Origin of the sequence: Enterococcus montenegrensis (assembly GCF_029983095.1) — a bacterium.
GTDB lineage: Bacteria > Bacillota > Bacilli > Lactobacillales > Enterococcaceae > Enterococcus_C > Enterococcus_C montenegrensis.
Genome location: NZ_CP120467.1, coordinates 493,831 through 506,519, shown reverse-complemented (window position 1 = coordinate 506,519; position 12,689 = coordinate 493,831). Strand labels below are relative to the sequence as shown.

Annotated in this window: 12 protein-coding genes and 1 pseudogene; 2 read left to right on the top strand and 11 right to left on the bottom strand. The window is 39.2% G+C overall.

Translation table 11 applies throughout. The features are described from left to right. Positions 1-31 precede the first annotated feature (31 nt). From P3T75_RS02405 to P3T75_RS02385, 5 genes and pseudogenes are all read right to left on the bottom strand, one after another. A pseudogene (locus P3T75_RS02405) lies at positions 32-1,196 on the bottom strand (iron-containing alcohol dehydrogenase). A gap of 39 nt (positions 1,197-1,235) precedes the next feature. Further along, positions 1,236-1,832 (bottom strand): dihydroxyacetone kinase subunit DhaL, encoded by a 597-nt coding sequence (gene dhaL, locus P3T75_RS02400; RefSeq protein WP_282462113.1) that lies wholly within the window; start codon positions 1,830-1,832, stop codon positions 1,236-1,238. A 29-nt stretch (positions 1,833-1,861) separates the two neighbouring features. Beyond that, positions 1,862-2,845, bottom strand: a complete 984-nt coding sequence (gene dhaK, locus P3T75_RS02395; protein ID WP_282462112.1) for a dihydroxyacetone kinase subunit DhaK — start codon at positions 2,843-2,845, stop codon at positions 1,862-1,864. Positions 2,846-2,849: 4 nt separating this feature from the next. Then, positions 2,850-3,245 (bottom strand): dihydroxyacetone kinase phosphoryl donor subunit DhaM, encoded by a 396-nt coding sequence (gene dhaM / locus P3T75_RS02390; RefSeq protein WP_282462111.1) that lies wholly within the window; start codon positions 3,243-3,245, stop codon positions 2,850-2,852. A gap of 29 nt (positions 3,246-3,274) precedes the next feature. Beyond that, positions 3,275-4,414 (bottom strand): glycerol dehydrogenase, encoded by a 1,140-nt coding sequence (locus tag P3T75_RS02385; RefSeq protein WP_016173755.1) that lies wholly within the window; start codon positions 4,412-4,414, stop codon positions 3,275-3,277. Positions 4,415-4,646: 232 nt separating this feature from the next. On the opposite strand from P3T75_RS02385, the gene P3T75_RS02380 reads away from it, so the two are divergent. Next, positions 4,647-5,666, top strand: coding sequence for a PocR ligand-binding domain-containing protein (locus P3T75_RS02380; RefSeq protein WP_016173754.1), 1,020 nt, complete (start codon positions 4,647-4,649; stop codon positions 5,664-5,666). A 120-nt stretch (positions 5,667-5,786) separates the two neighbouring features. Here P3T75_RS02380 and P3T75_RS02375 read toward each other — a convergent pair whose 3' ends face one another. Continuing rightward, a complete protein-coding gene (locus P3T75_RS02375) occupies positions 5,787-6,728 on the bottom strand; it encodes an NADP-dependent oxidoreductase (RefSeq protein ID WP_016173753.1) in 942 nt (313 codons plus the stop codon). A gap of 16 nt (positions 6,729-6,744) precedes the next feature. Then, positions 6,745-7,158, bottom strand: a complete 414-nt coding sequence (locus P3T75_RS02370) for an Ohr family peroxiredoxin (RefSeq protein ID WP_282462110.1) — start codon at positions 7,156-7,158, stop codon at positions 6,745-6,747. A gap of 109 nt (positions 7,159-7,267) precedes the next feature. Between P3T75_RS02370 and P3T75_RS02365 the strand changes: the two genes are divergently transcribed. Then, positions 7,268-7,687, top strand: a complete 420-nt coding sequence (locus P3T75_RS02365) for a MarR family winged helix-turn-helix transcriptional regulator (RefSeq protein WP_206903600.1) — start codon at positions 7,268-7,270, stop codon at positions 7,685-7,687. Positions 7,688-8,033: 346 nt separating this feature from the next. On the opposite strand, the gene leuD is transcribed toward P3T75_RS02365, so the two are convergent. From leuD to P3T75_RS02345, 4 genes are read right to left on the bottom strand one after another with little or no spacing between them, the layout of a single operon-like run. Further along, positions 8,034-8,624, bottom strand: a complete 591-nt coding sequence (leuD, locus tag P3T75_RS02360) for a 3-isopropylmalate dehydratase small subunit (protein ID WP_282462109.1) — start codon at positions 8,622-8,624, stop codon at positions 8,034-8,036. Beyond that, entirely contained in the window at positions 8,624-10,009 is a 1,386-nt protein-coding gene (gene leuC, locus P3T75_RS02355) for a 3-isopropylmalate dehydratase large subunit (protein WP_016173749.1), read from the bottom strand. The genes leuD and leuC overlap by 1 nt, the downstream gene beginning before the upstream one ends. A gap of 55 nt (positions 10,010-10,064) precedes the next feature. Continuing rightward, positions 10,065-11,117, bottom strand: a complete 1,053-nt coding sequence (gene leuB, locus P3T75_RS02350; RefSeq protein WP_407649825.1) for a 3-isopropylmalate dehydrogenase — start codon at positions 11,115-11,117, stop codon at positions 10,065-10,067. 20 nt (positions 11,118-11,137) lie between these two features. Beyond that, entirely contained in the window at positions 11,138-12,664 is a 1,527-nt protein-coding gene (locus P3T75_RS02345; RefSeq protein ID WP_282462107.1) for a 2-isopropylmalate synthase, read from the bottom strand. Positions 12,665-12,689 lie beyond the last annotated feature (25 nt).

The window sequence follows — 12,689 nt, the reverse complement described above, 5'->3', positions numbered from 1 at the left end:
ACGGTTTTAATACCACCTGTTATCCCTTTAGTTAAGCATTATAGGCTGCTTCAAACAGTGAAACGATATCGGCTTTTGTCCCTTTACGGGGATTTGAAAAAGCATTCCCATCTTTCAAAGCATTTTCTGCCATTAAAGAAAAGTCAGCCGGATTTGCGCCTATGGATTTAATATTTGCAGGAATGCCGACATCTTCTGAAATACGTTCTAATGCTGCAATTCCCCGCTCAGCAGCTGCCATTTTTGACAAGCCTGCAATATTTTCACCTAAAAAAACAGCAATATCTGCAAAACGTTCTGGACTAGCGATCATATTCCAACGTTCAACAGTAGGCATTAATACAGCACAACAAACACCATGAGGCGCATCGTATTGACCACCTAATTGATGCGCCATTGCGTGAACATACCCTAAATCAGCGTTGTTAAATGCCATACCCGCAAGTAACGAAGCATAGGCCATATTGGTACGTGCCTCTAAATCGTGACCATTTGCCACTGCACGTCGTAAATATTGCCCAATTAGCTTCATTCCTTGAATTGCTTGCGCGTCTGTAATCGGATTGTGATTTTCTGAAACGTAAGCCTCCACACAATGACACAATGCGTCCATGCCAGTTGCAGCGGTTAATTTTGTTGGAACATCTAACATTAGTAATGGATCATTAAAGGAAACTAGCGGTACATTACGCCATGAAACTACCACAAATTTCAAATGTGTCGCTTCATTTGTCAAGACTGCGTGCCGGGTAATTTCAGAAGCAGTACCTGCCGTCGTGTTAACTGCCATTAGTGGAGGTAATGGTTTATCTAGCGTTTCAATTCCTGCCAATTTTGTCACGTCAGTACCATTGGTCAAAACAATTCCAATCCCTTTGCCACAATCATGAGCAGAGCCACCGCCCACGGTTATAATGGCATCGCAGTTTTCAGATTGATACAATGCTGCCCCAGCCTTCACATTGCGAATTTTGGGATTAGGTTCTACTTCATCAAAAATTGCATAAGCCACACCAGCATCAGATAAACTTGCTTCTGTTTGTTTGACCGGACCATTTTCCATTTGACGCAAAAAACTATCTGTCACAATTAAGACTTTTTCATATTTAATATTTTTGCTCGTTCGCCAATTTTTTTAATTACTCCTGGCCCAAAAAATTGACACTGGGCATCATAAAATCAAAATTTGTTTTCATTTTTTTCCCTTCCTAAAATGTTATTTATTCGTTACGCTTTTAAAAATATGTTAAAAGAGTGGTAAATAACAAGGCACTTGAGGCTGCTCCAGGATCGATATGGCCTACTGCCCGCTCGCCTAAATAAGAAGCTCTGCCTTTTTTGGCCACTAGATCTTTTGTAGCTTCTTTAGCAGCTGTAATTTTTTCAACCGTTAAATTTTCTTCTTTTAACGCGACAACCACTGGTGACCAGACATCGACCATCGTTTTATCGCCAACTTCAGCTTTTCCCCGTAATTGAATACCATTTAAGCCTTGTGCCATTAAATTTCCTAATTGGGCCTGACTGGTGATTTCTGTAGTATCTTTCGTTTCTTTGGTTAAATTCATAAAAGCTGAGCCATAGAGGGGCCCAGAAGCGCCTCCAACTTTTGAAATTAAGGCCATTGCCAATACTTTAAAGGTATCACTAATTGTCGCAGGTTTTTGTTGTGCCAAACTTTCTTCATAGGCCTTCATTCCGCGAGCCATATTATTTCCATGATCCCCGTCACCAATCGGGGTGTCTAGCTCACTTAAATAATCTTTTTTGGCTTTTATTTCAGCTGCAAAATCTGCCAACCATGCTTGCAATTCTTTTACGGTTATTTCCATTGTTTTTTTTGTCCTTTCTTTGCCAACTTTTACCAAGAAATTGTGTCTACTTGACTGTTTAGCGCACTTAACCAAGTTTTCTCACTCAAATTAATCAAGGTTAAAGAAAGTCCTTCCATGTCAATGGAAGTCATATAATTGCCCACTTTGTGAAAAGTAACTGCAATACCTTGACTGTTTAATTCATTTAAGACATCATTCATGAAGACAAATTGTTCCATTAGCGGTGTTGCGCCCATACCATTCACCAACACCCCAACTTCAACAGGTTTTTGTTCATATTGTGCCAAAATTTTACCAACTAATTCTTTGGCCATCTCTTTTGAAGTCTGCATCTTTTCCCGACGGTAGCCGGGTTCACCATGGATACCAACACCAAATTCAATTTCATCTTCTGCTAGAGTAAAGCCAGGTTTTCCAACTTCCGGTACGGTTGCCGCAGCTAAGGCCACCCCAATGGTTTTAATTTCAGCGACAACTTTTTCCCCCAGCGTTTTTAATTCGCTTAAACTTAGACCACTTCTGGCTGCATCACCCAAAATTTTGTGCACTAAAATAGTTCCTGCTACGCCACGTTTTCCGGCTGTATACGTACTATTTTCAACTGCGACATCATCATCAACTACGACCATCTCCACTGGAATTTCATTTAATGCTGCCATATCCTTCGCCATTTCAAAATTTAAAATATCGCCGGTGTAATTTTTTACAATTAATAAAACACCTGCGCCGTAATCTACTTCATTTATAGCGATTTCAATTTGATCAGGGGTTGGAGAAGTAAAGACATCGCCTAAAACGGCCGCACTTAACATCCCTTCCCCTACAAAGCCAGCATGGGCTGGCTCGTGACCACTTCCACCACCAGATACTAGACCAACTTGTTTTTTGGTTTCATTTTTTGCCACAACACGCGAGTCAGCCACTTGGTGAATTGATTCAGGATAGCTTTTGACTAAACCTTGCAACATTTCATCCACAATCATACCCGGTTCATTAATAATCTTCTTCATCTTTTTACCATCCTTTTTTGCCTGCTTGTTTTGCTTCTGTCATGATTTGTTCAACATCATCTGTAATGCCGGCAGTAATTGCAGCTGCAAAGGCACCTTCAACTAGAGGAGCGTCCACTAAGCGATATTTTTTCTGGTCATTTTCATCTAACAAATCAAAGGCCAATTCAGCGCTTAACATCGCACTGCCTAAATCGGCAAAAACAAGGTAGACGGCGGCATCTTGTGATGCTTCTACGGCAGCCGTAATTTTGGTTGGATCACTGCCCAATTGCCCTTCAGCCGTGCCGCCTAAAGAAAAGATAGCTACTTCTTCTTTTTGAGCCATTTGTTCCACCATAGCTTTAATACCGTCTGTAATTTCTTTACTATGGGAAACTAAAAAGATACTTTTTTTCATGGATAACCTACTCCTTCGTCAATAAAAATCTATGCTAAGTCGTGTCGCTCTTTATAATTTTGACCAATTTTATCTGCGACAATTAACGCATTGGCCACTTCTTCTACCACAATTGGAAACGGCATTGAATGAATGGACTCTTCTGGAATACAAGCAATTTCAGCAACTGCCATGGCTTCATCAAAGGAAATCGTTTCAACTCCCAAATCAGCCAATGTTAATGGCAAACCAACAGAAGCACTAAAATCCATGACTGCTTCTAATTCTTCTTTGTTCGCATCTTCTAAGACCAATTGAACAATTGTTGCAAAAGCCACTTTTTCACCGTGCAAGTAGCCATGGGCACCTGGTAAAACCGTCATCCCATTATGAATGGCGTGTGCTGCTGCTAAACCACCGCTTTCAAAACCAAGTCCTGAAAGCAAGATGTTGGTTTCAACGATTTTATTTAAAGCTTCTGTTACTAAATTACTATCCGCTGCAATTTTGGCTTTTAAACCATCTTCTTGCAAATGAGTCCAGCATAATTTAGCCATCGCTAAAGCCGCATACGTTCCAGACGCATTAGGTGTTAAACCTTCTCTTGAGCCCATTGGTAAGCTCGCATTTACCCGTGAATAAGAGTTATGCGTGGCTCTTGCTTCAAAATAAGTGGACAAAGCATCTCCCATACCAGCAACTAAAAAGCGGGTTGGTGCTTTGGCGATGACAGTTGTATCTACCAAAACGACACTTGGACTTTGTTTAAAGTATGCATAATCATCAAAAGAACCATCCTCATGGTATAAAACAGCAGAATGTGAAGTTGGTGCATCCGTTGCCGCGATTGTTGGTACAATAATTAAATGTTCGCCTTCTGCGACTACTTTTGAAGCATCAATAGCCTTACCACCACCTAAACCAACGATGGCATCAGTATGATTTTCTTTTGCTACAGCTTGCAAGCGTTTGGTTTCTGCGCGAGTAACTTCACCATTAAAACCACCTTCAATAAAGGTGATATTAAATTTTTTGGCAGTCGCATCTAATTGCGGTTTCACGCGTTTGACATCTTCTGGATTTGCGATTAGTAAAGCTGATTTGCCAAATGTTTGAACAAAATAACCTAAATTTAGTAATTCATTTTCTCCTTGGACATACTTTGTTGGTAAGATTAATGCTTTTCTCATAGTAAATTCCTCCTCATTTGTGGTGGGTCGATTTTTTATAAATCGAAAATTAAAGATAGTAAAAATTAACTATCTCTTTTTCTCTACGCCACAATAATAACCGCTTCCATTACAATTAACACGACACTTTGATAGCGCTTTCTTATAAATTTAGATAGAACTTTTTTGTGAAATAGCAATTATTTGTCATTAAACCAAAAAGTTCTATAATAAAACTACGGAGGGCCCAATTATGAGTACCCATTTTGAAATTGAAAAAGTTTTGGATTTAGAAAAATGGGAGCGCCTACAAGAAAGTATTGCTGTCGCTACCCACTTAGCAATTATTTTAGTTGATTACAAAGGCAAACCCATTACAAAGCACAGCCAAGTGAAACCCTTTTGTAACTTAGCCCGTCACCACCCACAATTAGCACAATTTTGTGAAAAATGTGATGCCCGCGGCGGTTTAGAAGCTGTGCGCACCGGTGAACCTTTCATTTACCGCTGTCATTTTAATATTGTTGATTTAGCCATTCCTATTCTGGTGGACAATAATTACGTCGGTGCTATTATGGCAGGGGAAATTTTATTAGACGAACAACAAGAAGAATTAGAACAGATTTTAAACTTGGATACCCGCGCTGATGTCGCCGCCTTTAAAGCTGAACATCAGGATTTAATTAACGCCTATCCGCGTTTTAGTATGGCCGATTTAAATCATGCAGCCAATATGTTAGAACAATTAAGTGAATATATTGTCACCGAAGCCATCAAAAAAGATTACTTAATCAAAGCCTATCAACAAACACTTCGTCTAACAAAGCGCACTACAAATTTAGCTGTCATAAAAGATGAAGAACCGGTTGATTTGACCTTTATTCAAGAGGATATTCGCCAATCAGTCTTAGAAAAACGCTTAAATACCAACAGTGGCATTTATCAAGCTAAAAACAAAATTTTGCAACCAGCTGTCGATGCCGTCTTCGCTAATAAAAGCAATCATGTGGATCTGCCAACACTAGCACAGTTGGTGAATTTGAGCCCTAGTTATTTAAGCCGTCTTTTGAAAGAAGAATTTGGTGAGCCTTTTAGCCAGATTTACAGTAAGCTAAAAATCTATTGGGCCGAAGAGTTGTTAAAAGATACTGATTTATCAATCAGCGATGTTAGTGAAGAACTCGGCTACCTGGAGCCTAGCTATTTTATCCGCTCTTTTAAAAAAATTAAGGGACAAACGCCTTTAAAATGGCGCCAACAAAATCGCCCCTAAGCCTCAAGCTACGCGTAGAAAAAGTTTAAACAACACAAAAAATACAGCGAAAATTATACCTATAATTTCTGCTGTATTTTTTGTGTTGTTTAAAGCTGTACTTTTATTTATCTATATTTTTTAATTATTGATTAAAACAATTTTGCCCACCGCATGATGGGTAGCACTTAATTCATGGGCTGATTTCACTCCTGCAGCCGTTAGCGGAAATTGCGCACCAATAACACTTTCTAACTGACCTGCCTGCATCCTATTGGCTAATTGCGCTAACTCTTTACCATTTGGTTCTAACCAAATAGCCTGTGCAAAAATATTTTTAGCTGTCATTAAATCCGGATTACTGATACCTAAGACTGTGACTAAGCGACCACCATTTTTGAGCACTTGGACACTGTCTTCTTGAATTTTTCCTCCCATTGTATCTAATACCAAATCTAAATCAGAAAAAGCTTCTGCAAAATTTTCTTCATGATAATCAATTACTTTGTCTGCGCCAAGGCGATAAAGCAGTTCATGATTTTTTTTGCTAGCAGTTGTAAATACCTCAGCTCCTTGTGCTTTTGCTAATTGAATTGCATAAGTTCCGACACCACCGGCACCAGCATGAATCAAAACTTTTTCACCTTTTTGCAAATGACCATGATTGAATAATCCTTGATAAGCTGTCAAAGCCGCCAGAGGTGTGGCAGCAGCAGCTTCAAAGGAAATATTAGCGGGTATTTTAGCCAAAAGATTTGTATCCACAATCGCATAATCGGCATAAGTTCCAAAACGCGTAGTCGCCGGTCGAGCAAAAACACGATCACCGATTTGCCAGTCTGTGACATTTTCACCAACTGCGCTAATTATTCCAGCTACATCCCAGCCAAGAATAATGGGAAATTCCCAATCAAACATCTGTTGCAAATAACCTTCTCGCAATTTCCAATCGATTGGATTAATTGAGGTCGCTTGAACTTGAACTAAAACTTGATCTTCTTTTAAAGCGGGCAGCTTCACATTTTCTTCTTGTAAACCTTCACTACCACCATACTGATTAATGACAATTGCACGAGTTTCCATTCTTTTACCCCCTTACTTAATAAGCATTAATAGTTACTGCGATATTTCCTTTGGTAGCACGAGAATACGGGCAAACTTTATGCGCTTCTTGCAATAATTCCATTGTTTCTTCATTCGTCGCACCGTCGATATGTCCGGCAATTTCAACACCTAATTGCACGTCAGGTAATTCCGATTGACTCAAATTATATAAAGAAACGGTTACTTCAATCGTAGATTCACCGGTAAAGCCCGCTTGTTCTTTAATATAAGAAAGTGCACTGTTAAAACAAGCACTGTAACCTGCTGCAAAAAGTTGTTCGGGATTTGCTGGGCCTTTTTCTTTGCTGCCAGGAGGCAAAATATTCATGGTAAAAGCGTGATCAGGTGAGTGAACTTCTCCTGTACGACCACCGGTATTAATCATCTTAGTTGCATAAACTTTTTTCATGTCAATTCCTTCTTTCTTATTTACAAATTAAATTGTATACAATTTAATTGTGTTTGACAAAAATTTAGATTCTGCTTAGACTAAAAGAAATTAAAAGGACGTGAAAAAATTGGCGGAAGATTTTTTAACAAAAGAATTATGTTTTCAGCTGTATGTTGCCTCAAAAGAAATAATTCGGTTATATAAACCTTTTCTAGCAGAATTGGATTTGACTTATACAAGTTTTATCGCTTTATTGGCGATTGAAGAGGATATGAGTGTAAAATGTTTAGGTGAAAAATTATTCCTAGATTCGGGCACTTTAAGCCCACTTTTAAAAAAAATGGAGAATCAAGGATTACTAAATCGTAGCCGTTCTCCTGAAGATGAGCGAATTCTAAAAATTGATTTAACCCAAAAAGGGCGAGAAATTAAATCCCAATTACCTAATATTTCAAAAAAAGTTTATCAAAATATTAAAAGCCGCAATCCCGAAATTGACTACCATCAACTCATGCACTTTTTAAATCAACTAAACTTGGCTTTTTAAAGTAGAGAAGTTTTTAAAACTCGTTTTGCTTTTATACAATAAGACAGAATTTCAATAATTGCTTTTCAATTTTCTTGAAAGTTTGGCTTAATATCGCAGAAAGTTGGATAAAAAAACAAGCCAGCTTGAAAAGCTTAAGGAACCTTTTTGTCCCAAGCTATATAACAAAATTTGCTAGAATGGCTTTTTATTTTTGAAAATTTTTGCTTATGGCCGTAGTGATTCATAAAGTGAGACAAAAAAAAGCCGTCTGTAAATGTACCTGTAGATGAAATCACTAAAAAATTAAGCTCTTACTTTAATTTTTTAGTGATTTCATCCCAGAGACTGACAGAAAGCTTTTTTGTTAACGCCAATAGGTGGGCACACCTTCATTTTCATATTGGCTAATCAATTCTTCTGCTTGCAAGGTAATCCCAATTTCATCTAAGCCATTCACCAATTTATTTTTCCACGTTTCATCAATAGCAAATGAAAATGTGTCCTCTTTTGTTTTGACAACTTGGTTTGGTAAATCGATCGTAATTTTAGCGGTCGGTGATACAGCTGCTAATTTTTCTCGTGCTACTTTGTCTAAAGCAATCGGCAACAGGCCATTTTTAGTCGCATTCATATAAAAAATGTCACTAAAACTGCCAGCAATAACTGCTTTAAAGCCATAATCCATTAAAGCCCAGGCCGCGTGTTCTCGCGAAGAACCAGAACCAAAATTATCGCCTGAAACTAAAATCGTAGCCTTTTGATACTCTGGAAAGTTTAACACAAATTCAGGATTGGGCCTGTGATCTGACAAATAGCGCCAATCATCAAAAAGAAATTCACCAAAACCTTTTTTATCTACACGTTTCAAATACGTTTTTGGAATAATTTGGTCGGTATCCACATTATCATTCATAAAAGGAACAGTCATTCCCGTATAGACTTTAAATGCCTCCATTAACATGCAGCTCCTTTCACGATTTTTCGTACATCGACAAAAGTTCCATTTAGCGCAGCGGCAGCCGCCATAGCCGGACTACATAGATGCGTGCGGGAATTTTTCCCTTGACGGCCCACAAAGTTGCGATTAGAAGTAGAGGCACAGTGGACAAACTCAGGAACTTTATCTGGATTCATCCCCAAACACATGGAACAGCCGGGTTCTCGCCATTCAAATCCTGCGGCCTTGAAAACTTCATCTAGCCCTAACTTTTCAGCGGCCTTTTTTACTGGTCGTGAACCTGGTACAACAATGCCCGTGACACCGACTTTAATTTTTTTGCCTGCAATAATTTTAGCGGCTTCTTGTAAATCTGAAAGTCGGCCGTTAGTACAAGAACCAATAAAAACATATTCAATTGGAATATCATTGGGTGTTTGACCAGGCTTTAAATCCATATATTCATAAGCTAATGCATCATTATGATCTTTGATTGCAGGAAAGTTCTCTTCAAAAGAAACCCCCATCTCCGGATTGGTCCCCCAGGTAATATAAGGTGCTAAATTTTTGGCATCCAATTCTAATAACGTATCAAATTGGGCATCTTCATCTGTATAAAGCGTCTGCCAATCGGCTATAGCTGCGTCCATATTTCTAGGTGCATATTTACGTTTTGCAACATAATCAAATGTCTTTTGATCCGGGGCCATCATCCCCATTTTAGCACCACCTTCAATTGCCATATTACAAATAGTCATCCGCTCTTCCATTGATAAATTCGTAATTGTATCTCCGAAAAACTCCGCCGCATAGCCAACACCAAAATCCGTACCGTATTTAGCAATCAAAGCTAAAATAATATCTTTAGCATAAACTCCTGGTTGTAATTTCCCTGTTACTTTAATACCCATGCGTTTTGGTTTTTTCTGCCAAATTGTTTGCGTTGCAAAAACATGTTCCACCTCACTTGTGCCAATCCCAAAGGCAATTGCGCCAAAAGCACCATGAGTAGCCGTGTGGGAATCGCCACAAACAATGACTTTACCTGGTTGTGTCAACCCCATCTCTGGTCCTACCATGTGAACAATTCCTTGATTTTCTGAACCATTATCACAAAGCTCAATCCCAAATTCCTGACAATTTTGGCGTAAAGTATCGATTTGCTTTTTTGCAATCAAGTCCGTGATATTATGAATATCCACCGTTGGGACATTATGATCCATCGTGGCAAAAACTCGCTTGGGACAGCGAACTTTACGCTTAGCTTGTCGCAAGCCTTCAAAAGCTTGCGGTGAAGTAACTTCATGGATCAGCTGCAGATCTACATATAATAATTGAGCGCCTCCTGCTTCTCCTTTAATGACGTGACGTTCCCAAATCTTATCAAAAAGTGTTTTTCCCATCTTTTTACTCCCCTCTTATGCACATATGTTTTTCTTCCTTTAATCCACAAACTGTTTATGCTTGAATTTTATTTATGACAGCTGTTGTAAATTCCGTCGTCTTTGCACTACCGCCTAAATCAGCCGTAATGACACCTTCATCCATAACCGCAAAAACGGCTGTTTCAATTGCTTGCGCCATTTTTTCTTCACTAAAACTTTGTCGTAACATTAAAGCCGCTGATAAAATCATTGAAGCAGGATTGGCAATATTTTTTCCGGCAATATCTGGGGCTGAACCGTGAATGGGTTCATATAATGACACACCGTTTTCACTATGACTAGCACTTGGCAAAACACCTAATGTTCCCGGTAAAACAGAGGCTTCATCGCTTAAAATATCACCAAATAAATTTTCTGTGACAATCACATCAAATTCTGTGGGCTTTTGCACGATACGCATCGCACAGGAATCAACCAGCTGATGTTCCAATGTACAATCAGGGTATTGTTTGGCTACTTGCGTCACAACTTTGCGCCATAATTTACTTGTAGCCAATACATTGGCTTTATCCACCGACGTTACTTTTTTATTACGAGTTTGTGCAATTTGAAAAGCTTTATGGGCAATTCGCGTAACTTCTTTTTGCGTGTAACGGCAGGTATCAAAAGCTGCTTGTTCTTGTAACTCTCTTGGTTCGCCAAAATAAATGCCACTGGTTAATTCCCTCACCACGATAAAATCTGTCCCTTTTACGATTGCTTCTTTAATGGGAGATAAGGGTAGCAGTGCATCTGGCACACTGATTGGCCGAATATTGGCAAAGAGATTTAACGCTTTTCGTAGGGCTAACAGTCCTTGTTCAGGCGTTTGTTCGGCTTTTTCCCAAGGTGAACCTGCAATACCACCAATAGCCCCTAATAAAATTGCATCCGCATTTTGACAGGCAACTAATGTTTTTTGCGGCAATCCTTTACCACTGACTTCAATTCCAGCACCGCCAAAAGGTTGTTCATCAAATTGAAATTCCTGACCACACTTGGGTGCAGCTGCCTGCAACACAGCAATGGCACTATTCATAATTTCCGGTCCAATTCCATCCCCGGCTAAAACTGTAATTTTTTTCATCACGATTCCCCTCACCTTTATTATTTATCTTCTGAGAAAAGATTTTTTAGGTTACCACTGGCTTGAACATAGGCTTTTGCCGAAGCTTCTAAGACATCAAAATCAATGCCAATTCCGTTAATCCGTTTTTTTGTCTGGGGACATTCTAAAATCACCTGCACTTGTGCTTGCGCATCTTCGCCAGCAGTTAAAGCGGTGATTTCATAGCTGATCAAAACTGGCTGTTGTTCAAAAATCTGATCGATTGAATTGTAGATTGCTTGAATACTGCCAGAACCAATCGCAGAAGCCATTTTGATTTCTCCTTTTTTGTCACGAACCGAAACAATCGCGCCTTGATGGCCATTAGAAACATACTGTAACTGCACACCAGCTAAGTGAAGACTTGTTTCTTCTTGGCGTACTTGATCGGCTACCAAAGCCAGGAGATCCGCGTCAGTAATTTGCTTTTTCTTATCTGCCAAATTTTTGAAACGTTTAAAAAGTGGTTTGACTTCTGCTTCTGCTAAGCTGTAGCCCAATTCCTCCATTTTGGTTACAAAAGCGTGACGGCCAGAAAGTTTTCCCAGTGGCAAGGAGTTCGTATTCACCCCCACTAATTGTGGCGTAATAATTTCATATGTTTCTGGATTTTTTAAAACACCATCTTGATGAATTCCTGACTCGTGGGCATAGGCATTGCCGCCAATAATCGCTTTATTACGCGGAATAGAAATTCCTGAAAGACGGGCGATTAAATCACTGGTTCGTTTTGTTTCTTTAAGTTGAATTTTATTTTCACATTGATAGAAATCACGGCGAATATGCAGTGCTACGGCCACTTCCTCTAAAGCCGTATTTCCCGCACGTTCACCAATACCATTTATTGTACCCTCGATTCGATTGGCACCATTTTCAATTGCAGCCAATGCGTTGGCTGTGGCCATACCTAAATCATCGTGACAATGGGAAGAAAAAATAATTTCTTCTTCACTTTTGATATTTGCCAATAAATATTTGAACAAAGCACCATATTCAGTTGGATTGGAATAACCGACTGTGTCGGGGATATTGATAATTGTGGCACCCGCATCAATTGCCGTTTGAACAGCTTTTAATAAAAATTCTTTGTTGGTACGAGTAGCATCTTCAGGTGAAAATTGAACCTTGGCGAATTTTTCTTTTGCATAACTCACATGTTCCCAAATCGCTGCCAAGACTTGATCTTCTGTCATTTTTAATTTGTATTGCATATGCACATCACTCGTTGCCAAAAAGACATGAATTTGAGGAAACTTAGCATGTTGCAACGCTTCATAAGCACGATCAATATCTTTTTTCTGGCACCGCGCTAAGCCAGCTACCGTCATAGTGGTTGCCGCTTTGGCAATTGCTGTTACAGCCTCAAAATCTCCCTCTGAAGCAATCGGAAAGCCCGCTTCAATTGTATCAATGCCCCATTTTTCTAACTGTAAGGCAATCTGCACCTTTTCTTTCGTATTAAAATTAACACCGGGAGTTTGTTCGCCATCCCGTAGCGTTGTGTCAAAAAATTGAATCTCACGCATGTAATTCCCTCCTTGATGCGGTAAT

Bases quoted from the DNA above. Each gene is read 5' to 3' on its own strand.
- P3T75_RS02385 (WP_016173755.1), bottom strand. From the start codon at position 4,414: ATGAGAAAAGCATTAATCTTACCAACAAAGTATGTCCAAGGAGAAAAT.
- dhaK (WP_282462112.1), bottom strand. From the start codon at position 2,845: ATGAAGAAGATTATTAATGAACCGGGTATGATTGTGGATGAAATGTTG.
- leuB (WP_407649825.1), bottom strand. From the start codon at position 11,117: ATGAAAAAAATTACAGTTTTAGCCGGGGATGGAATTGGACCGGAAATT.
- dhaM (WP_282462111.1), bottom strand. From the start codon at position 3,245: ATGAAAAAAAGTATCTTTTTAGTTTCCCATAGTAAAGAAATTACAGAC.
- leuC (WP_016173749.1), bottom strand. From the start codon at position 10,009: ATGGGAAAAACACTTTTTGATAAGATTTGGGAACGTCACGTCATTAAA.
- P3T75_RS02345 (WP_282462107.1), bottom strand. From the start codon at position 12,664: ATGCGTGAGATTCAATTTTTTGACACAACGCTACGGGATGGCGAACAA.
- P3T75_RS02375 (WP_016173753.1), bottom strand. From the start codon at position 6,728: ATGGAAACTCGTGCAATTGTCATTAATCAGTATGGTGGTAGTGAAGGT.
- dhaL (WP_282462113.1), bottom strand. From the start codon at position 1,832: ATGGAAATAACCGTAAAAGAATTGCAAGCATGGTTGGCAGATTTTGCA.
- leuD (WP_282462109.1), bottom strand. From the start codon at position 8,624: ATGGAGGCATTTAAAGTCTATACGGGAATGACTGTTCCTTTTATGAAT.
- P3T75_RS02380 (WP_016173754.1), top strand. From the start codon at position 4,647: ATGAGTACCCATTTTGAAATTGAAAAAGTTTTGGATTTAGAAAAATGG.
- P3T75_RS02370 (WP_282462110.1), bottom strand. From the start codon at position 7,158: ATGAAAAAAGTTTATGCAACTAAGATGATTAATACCGGTGGTCGTACA.